The 21,279-nt window shown below is 39.6% G+C and carries 21 protein-coding genes; 9 read left to right on the plus strand and 12 right to left on the minus strand.

The annotated features are described in order from the left end of the window. Positions 1-2: 2 nt before the first annotated feature. The 4 genes from darH to RDV53_RS05820 are packed head-to-tail and all read right to left on the minus strand — an operon-like array spanning position 3 to position 3,475. Positions 3-986 (minus strand): BtrH-related acyltransferase DarH, encoded by a 984-nt coding sequence (gene darH / locus RDV53_RS05805; protein WP_005695348.1) that lies wholly within the window; start codon positions 984-986, stop codon positions 3-5. 26 nt (positions 987-1,012) lie between these two features. Next, a complete protein-coding gene (locus RDV53_RS05810) occupies positions 1,013-1,402 on the minus strand; it encodes a DarG family dialkylresorcinol biosynthesis protein (RefSeq protein ID WP_005695349.1) in 390 nt (129 codons plus the stop codon). Further along, complete coding sequence (locus tag RDV53_RS05815; protein WP_005695350.1) at positions 1,392-2,552, minus strand: beta-ketoacyl-ACP synthase III; 1,161 nt, start codon at positions 2,550-2,552, stop codon at positions 1,392-1,394. Before RDV53_RS05815 ends, RDV53_RS05810 begins: the two co-directional genes overlap by 11 nt. 2 nt (positions 2,553-2,554) lie before the next feature. Beyond that, positions 2,555-3,475 carry a hypothetical protein gene (locus tag RDV53_RS05820; protein ID WP_005695351.1) on the minus strand — a complete coding sequence of 307 codons (921 nt, stop codon included), beginning with the start codon at positions 3,473-3,475 and terminating at the stop codon, positions 2,555-2,557. A gap of 358 nt (positions 3,476-3,833) precedes the next feature. Between RDV53_RS05820 and aroK the strand changes: the two genes are divergently transcribed. From aroK to RDV53_RS05835, 3 genes are read left to right on the plus strand one after another with little or no spacing between them, the layout of a single operon-like run. Beyond that, positions 3,834-4,376: a shikimate kinase AroK gene (gene aroK / locus RDV53_RS05825; RefSeq protein ID WP_005695353.1), complete on the plus strand. Its 543-nt coding sequence runs from the start codon at positions 3,834-3,836 to the stop codon at positions 4,374-4,376. Between the two features lie 9 nt (positions 4,377-4,385). Further along, on the plus strand, positions 4,386-5,474 hold the full coding sequence (aroB, locus tag RDV53_RS05830; RefSeq protein WP_005695354.1) for a 3-dehydroquinate synthase: 1,089 nt from the start codon (positions 4,386-4,388) through the stop codon (positions 5,472-5,474). A gap of 13 nt (positions 5,475-5,487) precedes the next feature. Next, positions 5,488-6,342, plus strand: coding sequence for a Dam family site-specific DNA-(adenine-N6)-methyltransferase (locus RDV53_RS05835; protein WP_005695355.1), 855 nt, complete (start codon positions 5,488-5,490; stop codon positions 6,340-6,342). A 1-nt stretch (position 6,343) separates the two neighbouring features. Here the strand turns inward: RDV53_RS05835 and RDV53_RS05840 are convergent, their stop codons facing one another. Beyond that, on the minus strand, positions 6,344-6,664 hold the full coding sequence (locus RDV53_RS05840) for a DciA family protein (protein ID WP_005695356.1): 321 nt from the start codon (positions 6,662-6,664) through the stop codon (positions 6,344-6,346). A 72-nt stretch (positions 6,665-6,736) separates the two neighbouring features. On the opposite strand from RDV53_RS05840, the gene secM reads away from it, so the two are divergent. The 4 genes from secM to RDV53_RS05860 all read left to right on the plus strand — a co-directional run bounded on the left by secM (position 6,737) and on the right by RDV53_RS05860 (position 12,001). Next, entirely contained in the window at positions 6,737-7,054 is a 318-nt protein-coding gene (gene secM, locus RDV53_RS05845) for a secA translation cis-regulator SecM (RefSeq protein ID WP_005695357.1), read from the plus strand. A 72-nt stretch (positions 7,055-7,126) separates the two neighbouring features. Beyond that, positions 7,127-9,823 (plus strand): preprotein translocase subunit SecA, encoded by a 2,697-nt coding sequence (gene secA, locus RDV53_RS05850; RefSeq protein ID WP_005695358.1) that lies wholly within the window; start codon positions 7,127-7,129, stop codon positions 9,821-9,823. 86 nt (positions 9,824-9,909) lie between these two features. Continuing rightward, a complete protein-coding gene (gene mutT, locus RDV53_RS05855; RefSeq protein ID WP_005695359.1) occupies positions 9,910-10,314 on the plus strand; it encodes an 8-oxo-dGTP diphosphatase MutT in 405 nt (134 codons plus the stop codon). Positions 10,315-10,336: 22 nt separating this feature from the next. After that, the gene (locus tag RDV53_RS05860; RefSeq protein ID WP_005695360.1) at positions 10,337-12,001 is read left to right on the plus strand and encodes a sulfatase-like hydrolase/transferase; all 1,665 of its coding nucleotides are present in this window, start codon (positions 10,337-10,339) and stop codon (positions 11,999-12,001) included. 30 nt (positions 12,002-12,031) lie between these two features. Here RDV53_RS05860 and holA read toward each other — a convergent pair whose 3' ends face one another. The 7 genes from holA to RDV53_RS05895 form a co-directional block, all read right to left on the minus strand. Beyond that, a complete protein-coding gene (holA, locus tag RDV53_RS05865; protein WP_005695361.1) occupies positions 12,032-13,069 on the minus strand; it encodes a DNA polymerase III subunit delta in 1,038 nt (345 codons plus the stop codon). Next, a complete protein-coding gene (locus RDV53_RS05870) occupies positions 13,069-13,572 on the minus strand; it encodes an LPS-assembly lipoprotein LptE (RefSeq protein ID WP_005695362.1) in 504 nt (167 codons plus the stop codon). Before RDV53_RS05870 ends, holA begins: the two co-directional genes overlap by 1 nt. An 87-nt stretch (positions 13,573-13,659) precedes the next feature. Beyond that, the gene (gene leuS / locus RDV53_RS05875) at positions 13,660-16,248 is read right to left on the minus strand and encodes a leucine--tRNA ligase (RefSeq protein ID WP_005695363.1); all 2,589 of its coding nucleotides are present in this window, start codon (positions 16,246-16,248) and stop codon (positions 13,660-13,662) included. 118 nt (positions 16,249-16,366) lie between these two features. Next, positions 16,367-16,654: a DUF167 family protein YggU gene (yggU, locus tag RDV53_RS05880; RefSeq protein ID WP_005695366.1), complete on the minus strand. Its 288-nt coding sequence runs from the start codon at positions 16,652-16,654 to the stop codon at positions 16,367-16,369. A 78-nt stretch (positions 16,655-16,732) separates the two neighbouring features. Beyond that, positions 16,733-17,278, minus strand: a complete 546-nt coding sequence (locus tag RDV53_RS05885; RefSeq protein WP_005695367.1) for a YggT family protein — start codon at positions 17,276-17,278, stop codon at positions 16,733-16,735. Further along, positions 17,278-18,225 (minus strand): magnesium/cobalt transporter CorA, encoded by a 948-nt coding sequence (corA, locus tag RDV53_RS05890; protein ID WP_005695368.1) that lies wholly within the window; start codon positions 18,223-18,225, stop codon positions 17,278-17,280. The genes RDV53_RS05885 and corA overlap by 1 nt, the downstream gene beginning before the upstream one ends. A 313-nt stretch (positions 18,226-18,538) precedes the next feature. Then, on the minus strand, positions 18,539-19,138 hold the full coding sequence (locus RDV53_RS05895) for a YajG family lipoprotein (RefSeq protein ID WP_005695369.1): 600 nt from the start codon (positions 19,136-19,138) through the stop codon (positions 18,539-18,541). 84 nt (positions 19,139-19,222) lie between these two features. On the opposite strand from RDV53_RS05895, the gene RDV53_RS05900 reads away from it, so the two are divergent. Further along, entirely contained in the window at positions 19,223-19,534 is a 312-nt protein-coding gene (locus RDV53_RS05900; protein WP_032822891.1) for a BolA family protein, read from the plus strand. 399 nt (positions 19,535-19,933) lie between these two features. Then, a complete protein-coding gene (locus RDV53_RS05905) occupies positions 19,934-21,277 on the plus strand; it encodes a Na(+)-translocating NADH-quinone reductase subunit A (protein WP_005695371.1) in 1,344 nt (447 codons plus the stop codon). The last annotated feature ends 2 nt before the right edge of the window (positions 21,278-21,279 follow it).

Genomic DNA, 21,279 nt, shown 5'->3' on the forward strand with positions numbered 1-21,279 from the left:
CCTTATGATAAAATTCTAAAAAGTTTATATTCTAAACTTGCGATATCCCGCAAATATTCCGCTATGATATGATACCCTTCGATTGTAGGCTTCTTACATTGTTTCACGCATAATCCTGCAAATTGACGCCACATATCGCCAATTTCCGTCATTTGTTCAGAAGCCTGTTTGTATTTTGGCTCTTGACAGATATCAGCGGCTTGTTCAAGGAAATAGGCGTATAAATAACGGAAGCCAGCACCGCCAGTGCCGATTTCTTCTTGCATACGCACGATGTGACCCAGATATAAGCGTTTGTATTTGTCTGAAGGGTGATTCGCTAGCTTTTCAATTTGTTTTGCAACAGTACGAATGCCTTTTACACCGACGAAAAAGAGTGGTGCTAACATTTGCTTCGCATTTTTTCGAATAGCTTTACGGGTAATACTTGGTAAATCAATCTTCGTTAAGTCAGGTTGGCTTTCAAAGTAATACATCAACCCTTTTGGTGCTAGTACGCCTTTTACAAAACGCGCGCGTTGTAAATCTTCAGCCGCACAACGCTGTACCGTTTCAAAAACGGGATCGCTAATTAAGTAGTCATTTTGCTCTTTGCCGTACACAATTAAATTGTGAGCATTAAAATGGAAACGCATTTCTGGTGGGAAATAAGGCAACCAGAAAACAGAGGTTTGTAAACCAACTAATTTATTTTCAGCTAATGCGAGATTGAGTGCATCTTGTCCAGCTTGTGGTGCACGAAATTTTTGTATTTTTAACCGCACTTTTAAACGTTTTGCCACATTTTTAATGATAGATTTTGGGGGCATGCGGTAGGATATAAGTGGCATTCCATTAACTTTGACTAATGGAATATAAACAAAGGTCAACGCTGAGGCTAAGCCGAAAACCATCGCTTCGTTAAAATCGACACCTTGTGCTTTCAACATAGTGGACATGACACCACTTTCGCAGTGAGCCGTGTGCTGATGCTGGAAATTGTTCATAAGAATTAATATATCACTGTTATTTTTTAGATCGTTTTTAATGTTGAAGTTGATACACCAAATGCTTCTGCATATTTGGCTAATACATTATCCGAGAGTTTATCAAAGATGCTCGGTTTAAAATGTCGCTTAATTTGCCACTGCCAAAACCCTGTGGTTTGAGCGAGCGTTTGAAGATCGAAACGATAACGGTACATATAATAAAAGAGCGGTGATTTTTCACCGCGTTTTACCGCATCTAAGGCTTCATTGGTCAGTTGATTAAATTCTTCAACGGCTTGTTCTGTAACAAATGCTTCCGTATCCCAACCGGTCGTGGTGCCAGTTTTATAATGACCATTTTGAGTGGCATAAATGACTTTTTTTTGCCCTCGAAAAATTTTACTGTCATCCTGTGGGATTTCATTAATGTCCATTCACGACCTCAAGTAGCATAAAACAAGAGGAGAAACGACCGCTCTCTGGAATATAGCACAATACTTTTTGCCCATTTTTGAGTGGGAATTTCTCTAGAAACTCTTGTAAAATGATATAAATCGATGCCGAGCCTGTATTTCCTTTGCTTTCAAGATTTGTGAACCATTTTTCTTGTGGAATCTCGAAATTAATATTTTTCAGACCATCTAATAATTTATCTCGGAAAAAGCCTGAGGAATAATGAGGTAAGAAATAATCAATCTCGTCCGCTTTTAAATCATATTTATCAATTAAGCGTAAGAGCGCATTCTCAACTGTGCAACGCACAATATTTTCATTGAGTAATTTGACATCTTGTTTGACGGCCATCAGGCTGCGCGCTTCACGCTCTTCTTTAGTGACGTTTTTCCAACTCACAAATTGTTCATCGCGAATTTCTGCGCCCGCATACATACAAACAGGCATTTCGTTGGCGTAAGAAATAAGATCAATCCAGTGGATCTTGAAGCTGAGACCATGTTGGTTGGGTTGATTACTTAATTGTACAGCGCCAGCACCGTCAGAAAGCATCCAACGTAGGAAATCCTTTTCAAAACCGATTTCCGGTTTAGCTTCATCTAACAGTCTTTGTTCAATTTCGGCTTGAAAATGTTCACCACGCATGATGGCAGATGCCGCTTCAGATGCCACGGCAATTGAACTTTGATGTTCACCAGTTCGCACTGCATTATAAGCATGCTTCATTGCAGCCATACCAGCTACACAAACGCCCGCGGTTGTTAGCACTTCATAAGGTGGGGCATTAGGAATTAAACCATGTACCATGACACCTTGCCCCGGCATCATTTGATCGGGATAAGAGGTACCGCATGCCAAGCAACTCACCTCATTGACATTCATCCCTTGGCGAATTAAATCATTAATGGCTTCTACTGCAAGCTCAGTGCTAGTATGTGTCGTTTCTCGGGTTTTCGGATTAATTGCATAATGACGCGTTTTTATCGCATTCGAACGTAAGATCATTTTACGTACACGGGATGGTGTATTACCAATCATACCGAGTACTTCTTCCATTTGATCATTTGTTACAGGTTCATTTGGTAAAAATGCAGCAACTCGATTAATATAAACATCATGTAGTGAAGTCAAAATTATTCCCCTGATGGTTCAGCAAAATAGCGCTTTTGGCGCGCCAGTTTTTCTTTTAATAATGGTTTTAATAAGCGTTTTACCACGGCTGAAAGTGGTACAACAGTGAGAATTAGTATAATCAAAAATACGATATAAAAATAGAGTACGGCTTGACGAAAAGCAGGTGAAATTTGACCGCACTTTAACAGCAATCTTCCCCAGATGTAGAAACTCCGATGACCGACTTTTTCGCTCATCATTAATTTTTCATCAATTTTGACGGCGCCCATGTTTTGGAAAAGTGATTTATCTAAAGGGTGATTTTCGTTCAGAATTTGTACTAAACGGCATCCAAAACGTTGCATATCTTGCATATCTGCATCACTAATTCCTGCGCTTGGTAGCCATGAAAAATAACGTTTTTTTCCACTGAACATCCATGCTGGGGTCGTAATAAAACTTGCCCAAGCATTGGATTGATCCGTTTTAACCACATTGCCAATTAAATTAGCATCAAGTGCGGTCAGCATTTTTTTCATTTTTTCTTGTGCCATCAACCACATATTACGGCAGCCAATCAGTGTAATGACAGGCGTGTTTTTTAAGATTTTAGCTTGTTCAGATTGCAAAAATGCAGTGATAGGTTGTGAAGGCGATAGAAACCATACGCTGTAAGCGATGATGACTAAATCGTATTTTTCACGTTGTAATATTGGCTTTTCAATCGGCGCTGGTTTGAGATGAACCGATTCTGGAAACTGATTAAAAAAGGGAATGAATTTCCAAGGGAAAGAATAGGGTTGAATCGGTTTAATTTGGGCAACTTCAATGGCAATATTTTCTTGTTGCCTTAATGGTTCAAGAAAATGTTGAGTCAGTTCATTTAACTGCCCCGTTTGTGAATAAGAAATAACCAAAATGTGTTTTTGCGATTGAGACATAATTAAATGTAGAATGTAATTTAATGTGACATTATATATTATTTAATGTTTGATTTATAGCCTATTCAATGTCTCTATCCTGTACTGTTTCAGATGAAAAACTAAGTATTAAACTTAACCGTAAGGGGAAAGATTGTTTTAGGAACGGAGGATTAGGTTCAACATAAAAATCCCTCCAAAACTGACCGCACTTTTATTCTTCTTAAAATAAATTCCTGCTAAAGGTTGAAACATAGGGGGATTTATTGCGATAATTCCCATTATTTTTTGGGTGATCTTTCGGGCTGCCATTTTTTCAGGTAGCCAGTTTTTATTAGGAAAGATTAATTTGAACACTATTTAAGTTAGAAGAATAACAATGGCTGAAAAACGTAATATTTTTTTAGTAGGACCGATGGGCGCAGGTAAAAGCACCATTGGCCGTCAGCTTGCGCAACAACTGAATATGGACTTTGTTGATTCAGATGCAGTAATTGAGGAACGTGCGGGCGCAGACATTAGCTGGATTTTTGATTTAGAAGGCGAAGAAGGTTTTCGTAAGCGTGAAGAGCGCATTATCAATGAATTAACCCAATTACAAGGCGTTGTGCTTTCTACTGGTGGTGGAGCAGTGATGTCAAAAGAGAATCGTAATTATCTTTCTGCTCGTGGCATTGTAATTTATTTAGAAACCTCAGTAGATAAACAATATCAACGTACGCAACGTGATAAAAAACGTCCTTTATTACAAGGGACAGATGATCCACGCCAAGTGTTGGAAGATTTAGCCAAAGTACGCAATCCGTTATACGAAGAAATTGCTGATATCACCTTACCAACAGATGAGCAAAATGCCAAAGTAATGGTTAATCAAATTGTTGATTTAATTGATAATCTAAACGGCTTAAACAGTTCACTTTAAGGATTTAAAATGTTGTGCGTAAATGTTGAATTAAAAGAACGTCGTTATCCTATTTATATTGGCGAAGGGTTACTTAAAGATGAAACCTGTTATCCGCTGAAAAAAGGGGATAAGGTGATGATCGTGACTAATCCAACCGTCGCACAATATTATCTTGAGCCTGTTACAGAAACGTTAGAAAAAATAGGTTGTCAGGTTGAATCGGTATTATTGCCTGATGGCGAAAAATATAAAACGTTAGAGTCTTTAAACCTCATTTTTACCGCACTTTTAAAGCATAATCATGGGCGAGATACCACCATTATTGCATTAGGTGGTGGTGTGATTGGTGATGTGGCAGGTTTTGCAGCAGCAAGTTATCAGCGTGGTGTGCGTTTTATTCAAATTCCTACCACATTATTAGCCCAAGTGGATTCTTCTGTTGGTGGCAAAACTGCCGTTAATCATGAGTTAGGCAAAAATATGATTGGGGCGTTTTATCAACCTTCTACGGTGATCATTGATACCCTTACACTCAATACTTTGCCAAAACGTGAAGTGAATGCGGGACTGGCGGAAGTCATTAAATATGGGGCTATTTTAGATTATGCCTTTTTTGAATGGCTTGAAGCACATATTGATGAATTAGTCGCGTTAAATCAACATTCACTGCAGCATTGTATTGCGCGTTGCTGCCAAATCAAATCCGATGTTGTCGCGCGCGATGAAACTGAAAAAGGTGATCGTGCATTATTAAATCTCGGTCATACTTTTGGTCATGCAATTGAAACACATTTAGGCTACGGAAACTGGTTACACGGTGAAGCCGTTGCGGCTGGAAGTATGATGGCAGCGGTATTATCTGAACAATTAGGCGATCTTTCTTTTGAAGATGTTGCACGTTTAGAAAAACTCTTAGCGCGCGCTAATTTACCGACCGTCTCGCCTGATACCATGCAGCCAGAAGATTATTTACCGCATATGATGCGAGATAAAAAAGTACTGGCGGGCAAGTTGCGTCTTGTGTTGCTAAAAGCCCTTGGTCAAGCCTATGTGGCGACTGATACTGACAAATCTCTTGTGCTAAACGCGATTGAGCGTTGCACACAACATGACTAACAGTCATTGCTCCATGTTGCGTCCGAAAAATAATAAAACGAAACCCCGAATTAAACACCGCCCGTTTTTAAAATGGGCGGGCGGTAAATTTCGTTTAACGGACGATCTCAACCGAGTCTTTCCTAAAAGAAAACAGTGTTTGATCGAACCTTTTGTTGGTGCGGGTGCTGTTTTTCTTAATTCTCATTTTGAGCGTTATATTTTGGCAGATGTTAATCCTGATTTGATTAACTTGTTTAATATCGTCAAGGAAAATGTAGATGCCTATATTGAGGCTTGTAAGCCAATTTTCTTCGCCGAAAATGCCAATACAGCCGACTATTATTACGCCCAGCGTGATGCCTTTAATCAATCAAGCGATCCTTTCGAGCGCTCGGTGTTGTTTCTTTATTTGAACCGTTTTGGTTTTAATGGATTGTGCCGTTATAACAGTAAAAATGAATTCAATGTGCCATTTGGCGCTTATAAAACCCATTATTTCCCTGAAGATGAATTGCGCTATTTCGCCCATAAAGCACAAAGTGCGGTCTTTTTATGCGCTGATTTTCAACAGACCTTTGAATTAGCGGATAAACACAGCGTGATCTATTGTGATCCGCCTTATGCACCGATTCCGCAAGATACCAATTTTACTGGATATGCAGGGAATGCTTTTGGCCTTGAACATCAAAAGAATTTAGCAGAATGCGCCAAAAAAGCACAAAAAGAAAAGCAAATTTCTGTCGTGATTTCTAATCACGATACGAAATTTACGCGTGAGATTTATAAAGGGGCAAAATTCAAACGCGTTAAAGTACAGCGCTCGATTAGCCAATCTTCAGAAAAACGAGTTAAAGTAAAAGAATTAATCGCCATCTTTAAAGGTTAGTTTAGCTGGTTAGTTCGGGATTGATTTTAATCTCAAAGCCTTTTACTTCGGGATAAGTCGGTTGAATTGTGGCGAGTAATTCGCTTTGGCGAAATAAAATCCCTTGGCGAACGACCGCACTTTTGACTTCGATAAAGAGTTTCCCATTTGTGATGGAGCCTAAACGAAAAAGTCCTTTAAATTCTTGAGGAAAAAGGCGGCTGATGTTTTGGTTCAGTTCGTTCAACATTAACCCTTTCTGCATGATTTTGGCAAATTGTGATCCTTCTAGCACATCAATAATATTCATGGCTTTTTGATAACGCTCATGCTTGTTTTCCACAAAAATACCCCAATAATGACTTTACGTTGAATTTCCGATACAATACACACAAATTTTGTCAGAGACAATAAGATGATGAAATCAAACAAAGGTAAAACAAATTTCTGGTCGCAGTTGCTGTTAAGCATGATTGCGATTTTTGCTGTACCTGTTGCTCAGGGATTGGAGGCACAGCCTTCATCAAATATGAGTGGCGAGAATTACCAAACATCATCTGAACAACATATGTTGATTGCGGTGCGTGAAATTCGTCAAGCATTGCAGGTTCAACCTCAACCAACAAATCACAAAACCCATTCCAATCAAAAACACGAAAAAATTCAACCGCACTTTATCGCGGCAGAGTTTCCTGTTTTTGCCCCTATTCGTGCCGGTCCAGCCATCATTTAATTTTCTTTTATCTTTGAACGAACCGATTTTTTAATCGGATGATCCTTTTTATTTTTATTTGAAAGAGAAATTATGAGTTTTTTAACAAAAATTTTTGGCAGCCGTAACGAACGTATTTTACGCAGATTAAGAAAACAAGTGGCGAAAATCAACAAAATGGAGCCAGCTTTTGAAGCATTAAGTGATGATGAATTAAGAGCAAAAACAGAAGAATTCCGTAGCCGTTTAGCTAACGGTGAAACCCTACAACAACTTTTACCAGAAGCGTTTGCTACCGTGCGTGAAGCAGGTAAGCGTGTGCTTGGTATGCGTCATTTCGATGTACAATTAATCGGTGGTATGGTGCTCACTAATCGTTGTATCGCAGAGATGCGTACTGGTGAAGGTAAAACCTTAACCGCAACCTTGCCTTGCTATTTGATGGCTTTGGAAGGTAAAGGCGTGCACGTTGTGACAGTGAATGATTACTTAGCACGTCGTGATGCGGAAACTAACCGCCCATTATTTGAATTCTTGGGGATGACTGTTGGGGTGAATATCCCTGGTTTACCGCCTGAAGCAAAACGTGAAGCTTATGCGGCAGATATTACATACGCGACAAACAGCGAGCTAGGTTTTGATTACCTTCGTGATAACTTAGCGCATTCCAAAGAAGAGCGTTTCCAACGTCATTTAGGCTATGCGTTAGTGGATGAAGTGGACTCAATTTTAATCGATGAAGCGCGTACGCCATTGATTATTTCAGGTCAAGCGGAAGACAGTTCTGAGCTTTATATTGCGGTAAATAAATTAATTCCGAATTTAATTAAGCAAGAAAAAGAAGATACGGAAGAATATACCGGTGAAGGCGATTACACCTTAGATCTTAAAACTAAACAGGCGTATTTGACTGAGCGAGGTCAAGAAAAAGTAGAGAATTGGTTAATCGAACAAGGTTTAATGCCTGAAGGTGATTCACTTTATTCACCTGCACGCATTGTATTATTACACCATGTTATGGCAGCATTACGTGCAAACACCTTATTTGAGCGTGATGTAGACTATATCGTGAAAGATGGCGAAATCGTGATCGTCGATGAGCATACTGGTCGTACTATGGCGGGTCGTCGTTGGTCTGATGGTTTACACCAAGCGATCGAAGCGAAAGAAGGCGTAGAAATTAAGAGTGAAAACCAAACTGTTGCGTCGATTTCTTACCAAAACTACTTCCGTCTTTATGACAAATTAGCGGGTATGACTGGTACAGCAGATACCGAAGCCTTTGAATTCCAACAAATTTATGGTTTAGAAACTGTTGTTATCCCAACCAACCGTCCAATGATTCGTGATGATCGTACGGACGTCATGTTTGAGAATGAAGAATACAAATTCAATGCGATTATTGAGGATATCAAAGACTGTGTCGCACGTAATCAACCGGTTCTTGTTGGTACTGTATCTGTTGAAAAATCTGAAATGCTTTCTAAAGCGTTAGATAAAGCGGGTATCAAACACAACGTATTGAATGCAAAATTCCACGCACAAGAAGCGGAAATTGTTGCTGAAGCGGGGGCACCAGGTGCTGTAACCATTGCAACCAATATGGCCGGTCGTGGTACCGATATTATCCTGGGCGGTAACTGGAAAGCAAAAGCTGCAAAATTAAAGAACCCAACTCCAGAGCAAATTGAGGCACTTAAAGCTGAGTGGGAGAAAAATCACGAGATCGTGATGCAAGCCGGTGGTTTACACATTATCGGGACAGAGCGTCATGAATCACGTCGTATTGATAACCAGTTGCGTGGTCGTTCAGGTCGTCAAGGTGACCCAGGTTCTTCACGTTTCTACCTTTCTTTAGAAGATGGCTTAATGCGTATTTATCTAAATGAAGGTAAATTAAATATGATGCGTAAAGCCTTCACTCAACCAGGCGAAGCGATGGAGTCTAAGCTTCTTGCTAAAGTGATCGCGTCGGCACAAGCGAAAGTGGAAGCTTTCCATTTTGATGGTCGTAAAAACTTGCTTGAATATGATGATGTGGCTAACGACCAACGTCATGCGATTTACGAACAACGTAATTACTTGCTCGATAACGATGATATTTCAGAGACTATCAAAGCTATCCGAAGCGATGTATTTAACGATGTGATTGACCAATATATTCCACCACAATCATTGGAAGAACAATGGGATATTAAAGGCTTAGAAGAGCGTTTAGCACAAGAGTTTGGTCTTGAGTTACCAATTGAACATTGGTTGGAAGAAAATAACAATCTTCATGAAGAAAACTTGCGTGAGCGCATTATTCAAGAAGCCGAAGATGAATACAAAGCGAAAGAAGCGCTTGCGGGTGAAGAAACCATGCGTCATTTCGAAAAAGGTGTGATGTTACAAACTCTTGATGAGCTTTGGAAAGAGCACTTGGCGGCAATGGACTATTTACGTCAAGGTATCCATTTACGTGGTTATGCGCAAAAAGATCCAAAACAAGAGTACAAAAAAGAATCTTTCCGTATGTTTACTGAAATGTTGGATTCTTTAAAACATCATGTGATTACGACACTTACTCGAGTGAAAGTCCGTACACAGGAAGAGATTGAAGAAGCGGAACGTGCACGTCAGGAAATGGCTGAACGTGAAGCATTAACACATCAACCTGTAGATGAAAATACAGAGCAAGCTCAAAGCGAGGACTATTCTGATCGCCATATTGGACGTAATGAACCTTGTCCTTGTGGGTCAGGTAAAAAATACAAGCATTGTCACGGCAGTAAAGCCCGATATGCTTAGTTAAGGTAAAGAGCGGTTAAATTTTTGCGTGTTTAAAACACCGCTAAAAATGACCGCTCTTTCTACTTTTGAGATAAGGAAAGACGATGAGTAAGCCTATCATTCAAGTTGCGGCAGGAATTATTCGTAATGAATTTGGGCAGCTATATTTGACCCAACGCTTAGAAGGGCAAGATTTTGCGCAAGCATTAGAATTTCCGGGTGGCAAAGTTGATGCAGATGAAACCCCTGAAGAAGCCTTAAAAAGAGAATTGGAAGAAGAGATTGGCATTCACATTTTAAATGCTGAGCTGTACGAACGTTTTCAATTTGAATATCCAACCAAAATTTTAGATTTTAGTTTTTATCTGGTCACTGAATGGATTGGCGAGCCGTTTGGTCGAGAAGGTCAGGAAGGTTTTTGGCTTGAACAAAGTGAGCTTGATGCAGGGCAATTCCCCCCAGCTAATTTAAAGCTGATTCAGCGTTTAGTGGCTGAAAGTGTCAAATAACATTTAATCAAATTTATTTATTATGATTCCAAGTATTTTTCTGAGTTTATTTTTTATTGCGACGGTGATTTTTATCGTCAATTCGCACTATCGTTGGACGTATTTTTTTGCGATTGCGTTATTCGTTTTATTATTTAGCATTATGTTTGCAAGAACCGGTCAATGGCAACGCGGACTGAATTTTGCGTCTGTACTTTTTGTAGTGTTGATGTTATTCCATCGAATGAAAATTCATTACTACAAACAACCTTTACTCATTTCAGATTTTTGGCTCGTAACAGACTGGAGAAATTGGGAAACCCTCTTACATTATAAAGGGGCGATTTTCGGCGTGTTAGGGTTATTAGGTCTATTGGGTTATGCTATATTTGGTTGGTCAGATGTAGAAAGTGTTTCAAATGGATTTCGTGTATTCGCAGCAATACTTGCTGCAATGAGCTTTGCATTAATGTGGCATTATTCTAAAGATCCAGATGCGACAAAAGTCTGGCTAGATTCATTGCCAGATGATGGTCGAGATGTCTTTTTAAACTTACCAATGTCTTGTCGTGGCGTATTCTTTAAAGTGCCAGAATTTGAAGGTAATAGTCAAAAATTTAAAGAAAAAATGACCGCACTTTTAAGTGAAAAGGCTGAGAGAAAAACTGAAAGTGCAGAAAAGCCCGATATTGTGGTGTGTCTACAAGAATCAACCTTGAATCCTCATCAATTTGATTTTGATGCAGAAACCATCCCGCCATTTTCGATGTTTAATAAGCAAGAAGATACCGCATTTGTAAGTCCATTGCGCGTACATACGGTGGGCGGCGCAACGTGGAAATCTGAATTTGCTTTCCTTGCTGGTGTGCCTTCAACGGATTTTGGTGCTTTGGCAAGTGGCGTGTTTTATTCGGTTGTACCACACTTACAGACGGGGTTTATTAAAAATCTCCGTGAGCAAGGCTATTTTTGTGTGGCGTTATCGCCTTTTACGAAAGGTAACTACAACGCAAAACCAGCTTATGACCACTTTGGTTTTGATTTGATGTTGCAACCACAAGATTTAGGTTATCCGGCATCAATCAGCAAAAATCTCTGGCATATTAGCAGTGAAGAGATGATGTACTACACCAAGCTTATTTTACAGAAACAGCATCCATCATTGGAAAATGTGGAACAGCCAATGTTTGTTTATGTGCTCACGATGAAAGAGCACGGCCCTTACAACACGAACATGCCAAACCACTTTAATTTGGCAAGTAAGCGTTTAGGAGGGAAAGCGATTTCTTGTTTAAATGATTATATTGACCGTATCGCTAGTCTTAATGAGGCGATCGAAGGTTTGAATGATTATTTAAAAGCGCGTGAAACACCTTATGTATTCGGTTATTTTGGTGATCATCAAGTCGCTTTTGATAATCAGCTTCCACCGAAAAAAGGTAACTTTGCGAACCCGGATTATGTGACTCAATTTGTAGTTAGAACTAATCGTAAAACCGACTTTGTTCAACAGCAAGATTTCTTAGATTTAGCCTTTGTTGGTGGTGTATTACTTGATGTGGCAGGTTTATCTCCGAAAGATGACTTTATGCGAGCGAATATTGCTATGCGTCAGTTAAGCCAAGGTAAGCTAGAAGATTCCGAGGATATGGATTTAGTGAATAGCTATCGAAATTATCTGTATCAAGATTTAAAAATTGCGCAATAATAAAAAATCTCGGTTAACGCCGAGATTTTTTTATAAACAAATTTTAACCGATAAGTCTGCCAATTTTACCCACACGTCTTGAGCATATTCTTGTTTGGTTATGCGCTCAATATCTGCTAATTCTTGCAATATTTCAAAGAGCTTTTGATAGGTGAGTCGTTGTATCGCTGCAGTATAAAGATGACGACGATTCTGCCAAATTTTGAGGCGATCAAAATCCGCTTTGAGTGTCTGTGTTGGCAAACTCATTTGAAGAGATGGATTGCGTAGCTGTGGTTTTGTTAATTCTAACAACGTGAGTAGTTCACGCTGTAAAGTACGCAATAAAATGACAGGTTGCACATCTTCAGCTTGTAAACCACGTAAAATTCGCTTTGAGCGGTTTGCTTTGCCTGATAGCAATGCATCAATCCATTGGAAAGGGGTAAAAACAGAAGATTGCTCTACGACTGATTTAACGCGGTTATACGTGAGTTTGTGATCAGGATAAAGCAAATCTAAAAGCTGTAATGCTTGTTTCAATGCCAGTAGATTGTTTTCATAGCTGTAACAAAGCAATTGAATGGCTTCCTCATCAGCTGATAATCCCATATTTTTTGTACGATGCTTCACCCAACGAGAAAGTTGTTCTGAGTTCGGTGTTTGGCAGTTCACGATAATAGCTTGTGGCTCAAGTTGATTCGCCTGAATAAACCACTCTTGTTTTTCGGCTGCTTTAGACAATTTAGGCAAGGTGAGGACAAGCAAGCTATCTTCATTTAATCCACTGATAAATTGCAGAAGGTTTTTCTGCAAAAGTGTGGTCAAATTTTCGGGTAAATTGAGAATGAAAACTTGCTTATTAAAGAAGAGTCCCATAGACTGGCTGGCCTCGATTAATGCGGGCCAGTCAGTATTAGTATCTATAGTGATTTGATTTTTTTCATCAAAACCTTGAAGAAGAGCAGATTGATGAATCAGATCTTCACTTTCACTGAGCAACAGGGGATCTGTCCCAACCAAGAAATAAACTTTCGCTAAATGGCTGTTCAGGTTAGAGGCCAGTTGCTCAGGAAAAATGCGGTTCATTATTTTCCTTGAACTTGATGTTGCAAGGCGGCCATTTTATTAATTAATTGGCGAGCCGCTTGTTCACGCATATCATTCCAAATCACATCACGTTCAGCTGATTTTGCTAATGCAGCACGTGAGTTATCAAAGAAAGTACGGTTGATTTTTGCAGAGATTGGATAGGTTTCTCCGTTTGCCAAACGTACACTTGCTTCAACATCAAGAGTCAGTACTTTTTCTGCTTCACGGCCTTGTTTAAAGACAGATGCGACTTTATCGCTTGAAGTCTGTTTATTTAAACGCAACACTGGCACACCTTGTTTTGCAGGAACAAGGTTTACGTTGTTGCTAAGCAGTTGCTTACGCATTGCCATTGACATTTCACTGTATGGGTCGCTACTTTCAAGAGCCATTGTTTTTAATTCTGCAGGAACAGCCGCACCATTATCGAAGTGCCAACCACAAGCCGTTAAAAAGACAGTAGCCCCAACAAAGCAGATCGTTTTGATTGATTTCATCATAAAAATTACCTGTAAAATTCACCGCACTTTATTTTGTTTAAGAGTCGTTTATACAACTCTTGGAATAAAATGCGGTTATTTTATGGATTATTGCGGTTTAACCACCACATTTAATAACTTACCTGGTACATAAATCACTTTCACGATTTGTGTATTGTCAGTAAATTTCTTCACATTTTCATCTGCAAATGCAACCGTTTTCACGGTTTCTTCATCCGCATCGGCAGCAACGGTGACTTTACCACGTACTTTACCGTTGACTTGTACCACGATAAGTTTTTCATCTTCGACCATCGCTGCTTCGTCAGCTTTCACCCATTCGGCATGATCGATGTTACTTTCGTTGCCTAAGGCTTTCCATAATTCAAAGCAGATATGTGGTGTGATTGGATAAAGCATACGTACGACTGCGCTTAATGCTTCTGCCATCACCGCACGATCTTGTTCACTTTCTAATGGCGCACGGGTTAATTTATTCATTAACTCCATTACTGCCGCGATAGCGGTATTGAAAGTCTGACGACGACCAATATCATCGCTCACTTTGGCGATCGTTTTATGCACATCACGGCGAAGCGCTTTTTGGTCTGCAGAAAGTGCGGTTACATCTAAAGCCGTTTTTGCGGGATTTTGGCTGTATTCATACACCAAATTCCATACACGACCTAAGAAACGTTTTGCTCCTTCCACGCCAGATTCTTGCCATTCAAGCGTCATTTCTGCAGGAGACGCGAACATCATGAAGAGACGCACAGTATCTGCACCGTATTTTTCCACCATCTCTTGTGGGTCAATACCGTTGTTTTTGGATTTCGACATTTTGGTCATACCGGTATGCACCAATTCATGGCCTTCCGGATCGGTTGCTTTGATAATACGACCTTTTTCATCACGCTCAAGAGTAACTTGCGTTGGACTTACCCAAATACGCTCGTTAGTCGGACTGGTGTAATAGAACGCATCCGCTAATACCATGCCTTGGCATAATAATTTTTGTGCTGGCTCGTCGCTCGTTACGAAACCTGCATCACGCAATAGTTTGTGGAAGAAACGGAAGTAGAGCAAGTGCATGGTCGCGTGCTCGATACCGCCGATATATTGATCCACCGGTAACCAGTAGTTGGCTTCATCTTTATCCAACATGCCTTCAGCATAGCTTGGTGAAGTATAGCGTGCATAGTACCAAGACGATTCCATAAAGGTATCAAAGGTATCGGTTTCTTTTAATGCAGGTTCACCGTTGAAGGTGGTTTTCGCCCAGTTTGGATCTGCTTTAATTGGGCTTTTCACGCCATCCATGACCACATCTTCCGGCAGAATAATCGGTAAATCTTCGATTGGTGCCGGTATGGTTTCACCGTTTGGTAAGGTGAGCATTGGAATTGGTGCACCCCAATAACGTTGACGGGAAACGCCCCAGTCACGTAAACGATAATTAACTTGGCGTTTGCCCACGCCTAATTTTTCTAATTTGTCCGCAATACCGTTGAATGCAGCATCAAAATCTAAACCATCAAACTCAGCAGAGTTCACTAATTTACCGTGTTCAACAAAAGCTTGTTTGGTTAAATCAATTTCTTCATCTGCAAGCGGTGCGATTACCTGTTTAATTGGCAAATTGTATTTTTGAGCAAATTCAAAGTCGCGTTGGTCATGTGCTGGAACTGCCATGACTGCGCCAGTACCGTAATGCATTAATACAAAGTTTGCGACCCAAATTGGTAATTTTTCACCGGTTAATGGATGAATAGCGAATAAGCCGGTTGCCATCCCTTTTTTCTCCATAGTAGCAAGGTCTGCTTCTGCCACTTTGGCATTTTTTGCTTCACGGATGAATTCAGCCAATTGAGGATTTTTTTCTGCTGCTAATTCTGCTAATGGGTGAGCAGCTGCGATACCTAAATAGCTCACACCATAGAAAGTATCTGGGCGGGTGGTATAAACTGAAACTTTTTCTGCGGTATCCGCCACATTAAACGTAATTTCCACCCCTTCAGAACGGCCAATCCAGTTATGTTGCATGGTTTTAACCATGTCTGGCCATTGTGGTAGTTGGTCTAATCCACCTAGTAATTGTTCTGCATAGTCAGTGATTTTAATAAACCATTGTGGGATTTCTTTTTGTTCTACCGGAGTGTCACAACGCCAGCAGCAACCTTCGTGCACTTGTTCGTTCGCCAATACGGTTTCATCGTTCGGACACCAGTTTACAGTTGAGGTTTTTTTGTAAACTAAGCCTTTTTTATAAAGCTCGGTGAAGAACCATTGTTCCCATTTGTAGTATTCCGGACGGCAAGTCGCAATTTCGCGATCCCAGTCATAACCAAAGCCCAACATTTTGAGCTGGTTTTTCATGTATTCAATATTTTCGTAAGTCCATTTTGCTGGTGCAGTTTTGTTTTTAATCGCAGCACCTTCCGCTGGCAAACCGAATGCATCCCAACCAATCGGTTGTAAAACATTTTTACCGTTCATACGTTGATAACGAGAAACCACATCACCGATGGTGTAGTTACGCACATGACCCATGTGTAAACGACCTGATGGGTAAGGGAACATTGAAAGACAGTAATATTTTTCTTTAGACGTATCTTTGATCGCTTTGAAGACTTTATTTTCAGCCCAATATTGTTGAACGGCAGGTTCAATCAAATCAGGACGGTAATGTTGTTGCATAGAAAATCACCTTAAATTTTGACCGCACTTTGCGGCATATTTTGCTTTATAAAATGTGGTATAGGATAGCGTAAAACGGGGAAAATTGGTAGAAAGTGCAGTGATTTTTTTACTGATTTTATAAGAGATTTTGAATTTCAGATGGAATTAATTTGGGCGAAGGAATCCAAACTTGTTTATGTCGGTTTAATTCACCTTTTTCAAGAACTATTGAGCTCTTAGGTACCTTGAATGTTTTACTCAAAAATTTCAGCAAGTGAGCATTTGCTTGACCATCAACAGGTGGTGCGGTGATCGTGATTTTGAGTTCATCATCATGTAATCCCACAATTTGATCTTTACTGGCTTTGGGTTGCAGAATGATTTTAAGACGTAGTCCTTCAGGTGTTTGTTCGATTGCTGACATAACTAAATTTACTTATCACATTTACAATAAGGGCTGGAAAATCCAGCCCGAAAAAATAATATTATTTTTAACCGCAATTTAAGCGGCAATTGCCCATAAAAGGTTAAAGTAATCGTAAAAGAGATTATTCAAAAATAATAGGATAATGGCGATCACCATTGGTGAAAAATCAATCATGCCTATAGTTGGTAAAATGCGTTTAATGGGTTTCAATAATGGTTCGGTAAGTTGATATAACGCATAGAATGCAGGATTATTGCCACGATTAAACCAACTTAAAATTGCACTGGCGATTAACACATAGAAAATTGCCACACCGATATTTTTAATTAGTCCTAATATGCCCAATAGTAAGAAGAAACTGAGATTTAATCCGCCAAAGAGAATCGATTTTAGTCCGCAAAGCAAGAAGACTAAAAACAGTGCCGCCGTTTCCACTTTTTTCACCACAGGAAAAACTTTACGTAATGGTGCAATAACCGGTTGGGTAAATTTCAGCGTAAATTGAGAAATAGGATTGTAATAATCCACGTTCGCTAAGGGGAGCCATACGCGTAAAATTAACACTAAACAATACAGATCGATAATCGATCCTAAAAATAATGCAGTTTGGGAAATTTCCATTATAACCAACCTTTCCGTTTAAAATAGATATAAGGCGTAAGCGCCGCACCAATCATTAATCCAATAGCCATTGGGTAACCATATTTAAAATGGAGCTCTGGCATAAATTCAAAGTTCATCCCGTAAGTAGATGCCACAAGTGTTGCCGGTAGGAACATAACCGACACCACCGAGAAGAATTTCATGATTTTATTCTGCTCGATATTAATATAACCCATTGCCGCCTGCATTAAAAAGTTTACTTTTTGGAACAATGATTCATTATGCGGTTGCAATGATTCGATATCTCGTAAGATTTCTCGTGCTTGTTCTAACTGATTTGGCGGTAAGCGAGTTTTACGCACCAAGAAACCCAACGCGCGTTGTGTATCCATCAAACATAAACGCACTTTAGAACTGGTATCTTCTTGTTCTGTTAGGGTATTTAAGGCTTCATTGAAAGCTTCATCTTGCGTACCGTTTAAAATCACACGACTTAATTTTTCTAAATCGGCATAAACGTTTTCAATAACATCCGCTAATTGCTCAATTTTGGTCTCAAATAAGTCGAGTAAGACTTCATACGCATTGCATTCCAATAAGCGTTGGCTACGGGAACGCATACGATATAAACGGAATGCCGGTAATTCACGATCACGCAGAGTGAATAAACGGCCATCACGAATAGTAAACGCCACGCTTGCGAGGTCAGCGTAGTTTTCTTCGTCTTCACAATAGAAGAATGAGTGTAAGTGCAAGCCGTCTTCGTCTTCAAAAAAACGTGCAGATGCTTCGATATCTTCCAATTCGAGGAATGAGGCGAGACTTTGTCCTAAGCCTTCTTGCAACATTTCACGTTCTTCCCCTGTCGGCTCCAGCAAATCTAACCAAATGGCAGAGCTGAGATCGGCTGGTTCGTCATCAATACGAACCAAGCGGGAATCGTTAATGGCAAAAGCGTTAATCATTGGTCATACTCCTTTTGGGATTATGAAGATCCAACTGTGAACAAAAAAAGATCAAACGAAATTGGCACTAGAGAAAAGTGCGGTCAAATTTTTGTATGTTTTAAAATGGGTTTCGTTCGATAAAAGATGCCGAAGAAAGGTAAATTGATTACCAGCGAACTCTCGCTGATAAGAGGCGAGAGTCTAGAGCGATATTCGGTATCGACTATGACTGTCCAAAGTGTGTGTCCTTCTCGTTAAAAAATCGGTCGAATGTTACGCTTGAAAGGCGTATTCGTCAAGTGATTATTAAAAAGGACACGGCACTTTTTAATTAATTGGTATATTGATTAATTGCGTTAGTAACTTCTTGATCTTGATAAATATTATTAACAATATCTTTGAAGGTTTCGCCTAACACTTTTTGAATTTCATCATTGCTCGCATTAAATGCGCCAGACTGTGAACGGGTTGCATTAAAGGTTTTGTTGTATTGTCCGCGTGGACCTTGTACATAAACAACCGCTTGAATTTTGCTGTTCAAGGTATAACGTAAATTGCCTTGATCTACGTGAGTGTTGAATTCTTTCACTTCAACGGTTACACCAGCATTTGCATTATTCGCTTGTCCGATACGGAAACCTTTGCTGACTAAATTTTGTTGCATCACTTGTTGGAAAAGTTGAGTAACGCTTGGTGAGGCATTTAATTTAATTAGCTCGCCTGATTTAGTATAAGTTGCAATTTCTTGTTGTGGACGAGAATCACGAGTATTAACTGTTACCACTGCGGATTGGTTAATATTCATTGATGCAGTCGGTGATTGAGGGGTAAAAGTTAAGGTATTAGATTGCGCTTGGCAACCCGCTAAAAATAATGTCGCAGCGGCTAACGTCATTGCTGATAATGCTTTGATTTTGTTTGTTACTTTCATAATTTCCTCATTGAATTAGGTTAATTTGTGTTATTCTTACAAACTTAACGCTGAATGTATAGCAAAAAGTTAGGGAGTTTATTTATGTCAAAACAGCAAGAATTATTAGAGAGAATTCAAGCCGAATTTCAACCGCACTTTGCCACCGTAGAAAATGAAAGTCATATGCACAGTTCCGGTCGAGGGGCTGATTCTCATTTTAAATTAGTGATTGTCAGCGATGCTTTTGAAGGCATGCGCAAGGTGCAGCGCCACCAAAAACTTTACCAACTTTTTGACGATGATTTAAAAAATGGCATTCACGCATTAGCGCTTCACCTTTATACAAAAAGCGAATGGGAGAGCATAGGTGAAGCATTTCCAAAATCACCAAATTGTCTTGGTGTTGGACAGTAAGTATTTCCTTACGTTCCCTATATTAGATTTTCATAAGAAGAGAGAAGGTGGCTATCCTTCTCTCTTTTTATTTTAAAATCATTTTATCCGTATTCTTGATAAACGTTGGTTTAGAAATATTCACAAATATTTCACAAAAAGTAAGGGTATAAAGTGGCATAAAAGCTCAATTTTAGATAAAATGGGGCGCTTTTAATTTTCGAATTTCAATTTCTGGATGTGTAAGTGATTCCTTACTCGTCGAGGAATTAAATAGATTTGAGTTTTTAAATTTATGTGTCAGTTAATAATGCTTTGATCTTAAAAGTGTTTTCTGTCACGCTCAATCGCGAGATTGCTTTTAGAGTATATGCTTTAATCGCAATCGTGTTTTTAACCTAGAAAAGTAGTGCAAACAGTATGATTACAATCAAAAAAGGCTTGGATCTTCCTATTGCAGGAAAACCAGCACAAGTAATCCATAGCGGTAACGCTGTGAATCAGGTTGCGATTCTTGGTGAAGAGTATGTGGGTATGCGTCCTTCTATGAAGGTTCGCGAAGGCGATGTCGTGAAAAAAGGCCAAGTGCTTTTTGAAGATAAGAAAAACCCTGGAGTGGTTTTTACTGCCCCTGCTAGTGGTACTATCACTGTAATTAATCGTGGCGAAAAACGTGTATTACAATCTGTGGTCATTGATGTGCAAGGTAACGATCAAGTTACTTTCGCTAAATATAACGCAGGTGAGCTCAATACGCTTTCTTCCGAACAAGTCAAACAAAATCTCGTTGAATCCGGTTTGTGGACTGCATTCCGCACTCGTCCGTTCAGCAAAGTGCCTGCCTTAGATGCAGAACCTTCTTCTCTGTTTGTAAATGCGATGGATACCAATCCTTTGGCTGCAAATCCAGAGGTGGTATTAAAAGAGCATTGGCAAGATTTTATTGACGGTTTAACGGTATTAAGTCGTCTATTCCCAAATAAACCATTAAATCTATGTAAAGCGGGTGATAGCAATATCCCAACCGTGGATTTACCTAACCTTAAAGTACATGATTTTGGCGGAGTCCATCCAGCTGGTTTAGTAGGTACTCATATTCACTTTATCGATCCGGTTGGTGTAAATAAAACCGTATGGCACATCAATTATCAAGATGTGATTGCTGTCGGTAAATTATTCACCACGGGCGAACTTTATGTAGAACGCATTATTTCTCTTGCGGGTCCGCAAGTGAAAGAGCCTCGTTTAGTTCGTACCGTAATCGGTGCTAACCTTTCTCAATTAACGGCAGGTGAATTAAAAGACGGTAATAACCGTGTAATTTCTGGTTCAGTACTTTGTGGTCAAACCGCAAAAGATGCTCACGACTATTTAGGTCGTTATGCATTACAAGTTTCTGTGATTGCAGAAGGTAATGAGAAAGAGTTCTTAGGTTGGATCACACCACAATCGAACAAATATTCGATTACCCGTACCGTATTAGGTCACTTTGGTAAGAAATTATTCAATTTCACTACTGCAGAAAATGGTGGTGAGCGTGCAATGGTACCAATCGGTAGCTATGAGCGCGTAATGCCGTTGGATATTTTACCGACATTATTATTACGTGATTTAATCGTGGGTGATACCGATGGTGCACAAGCGTTAGGTTGTCTTGAATTAGATGAAGAAGACTTAGCATTATGTTCTTTCGTTTGCCCGGGCAAATATGAATACGGTTCAATCTTGCGTCAAGTATTAGATAAGATTGAGAAGGAAGGTTAAAA

This window comes from Haemophilus parainfluenzae ATCC 33392 (assembly GCF_031191205.1).
Classification (GTDB): domain Bacteria; phylum Pseudomonadota; class Gammaproteobacteria; order Enterobacterales; family Pasteurellaceae; genus Haemophilus_D; species Haemophilus_D parainfluenzae.